The sequence below is a fragment of the Parapedobacter defluvii genome (genome assembly GCF_014642075.1).
Lineage (GTDB): Bacteria > Bacteroidota > Bacteroidia > Sphingobacteriales > Sphingobacteriaceae > Parapedobacter > Parapedobacter defluvii.
In genome coordinates, this window is sequence record NZ_BMIK01000049.1 from 1 (window position 1) to 1358 (window position 1358).

A 1358-nucleotide genomic window follows, 5' to 3' on the forward strand; every position below is an offset into this window, starting at 1 on the left:
GAGAGTGTAAAATGAACTGTGTCAAGATTAGTAAATAAGTATTAATTTTAGACATAGTAATTATGGAGATCAGAGAAACGGAGTTAGACTTTGAATCAATGAAAGAGAAAGCGCTGCGCCAGCTGCGCAGCGGAGAATCACTCTACGGCAAAGACGGAGCTTTCGCACCGCTGTTAAAAAAATTTTTGGAAGCAGCCCTTGAAGCAGAGATGGACGGGCACTTGGATGAGCCGGAGCGCTTGCGTGGCAACCGTCGTAACGGTAAGCAGCACAAACGGCTTCGCACCTCGGACGGCACGATAGAGCTGAGCACACCACGCGACCGTCATTCGAGCTACGATCCTCAGATAGTTAAGAAACGAGAGACAATCCTTGCCGACAGCCTTGAAAAGAAGATTTTGGGGATGTACGGTCTTGGGATGAGCTTCCGGGACATCAGCGAGCATATCAAGGAGATGTACGACACAGAGATTAGCCACAGCACTTTATCGGCCATTACGGACCGGATCATACCGGAGGTTAAGGAATGGCAGTCCCGAAGCCTTGAACGGCTTTACACGATCGTATGGATGGATGCGATGCACTATAAGGTGAAGGAAGACCACCGTGTAGTTTCCCGTGCGGTTTACAATGTTCTGGGCATTGACCGCCACGGCCACAAGGAGCTTTTGGGGATGTATGTATCGGAGAGTGAAGGTGCCAATTTTTGGATGGGGGTTCTGACCGACCTCCAGAACCGCGGAGTGGAGGATATCCTGATCGCGTGCATAGACAACCTCAAGGGGTTCGCCGAAGCTATCGAGGCGGTATTCCCAAAGACGGATGTGCAGACCTGCGTGGTACACCAGATCCGCAACAGCCTGAAATACGTTGCCAGCAAGGACCAGAAGGAGTTTATCAAAGACCTCAAGCCTGTCTATCAGGCAGATACCCTGGAACAGGCGGAACTGCGCATGGATGACCTAGAGGCCAAATGGGGCAATAAATACCATGTGGTCATCGATTCCTGGCGCCGAAACTGGGAGAAGCTGACCACCTATTTCCGGTACGATAAGGCTGTCAGAAAACTGATCTACACGACCAATACGATAGAGGGTTTCCACCGTCAGGTGCGTAAGGTCACCAAGACAAAGGGGGCTTTCACATCGGATATGGCCTTGCTGAAACTGATCTATCTGGCGCACCTGAACATCAAAAAGAAATGGACGATGCCCTTGGCGAACTGGGCGGTAACGGCACAAAAATTGGCGGTTTGGTTTCCTGGCAGAATGGTGTTAGATTTGCAGTAAGCACAAGGGGTGTTTCCCAGCCCCGCGGGGCTGGGAAACACCCCTTGACACAGTTCATTTTACAGACCC

1 protein-coding gene is annotated in these 1358 nt (G+C 50.9%); it reads left to right on the forward strand.

The features are described 5' to 3' along the window. The first annotated feature begins 62 nt into the window (after window positions 1-62). On the forward strand, window positions 63-1289 hold the full coding sequence (locus tag IEX60_RS24665) for an IS256 family transposase (protein WP_188754058.1): 1227 nt from the start codon (window positions 63-65) through the stop codon (window positions 1287-1289). Window positions 1290-1358 lie beyond the last annotated feature (69 nt).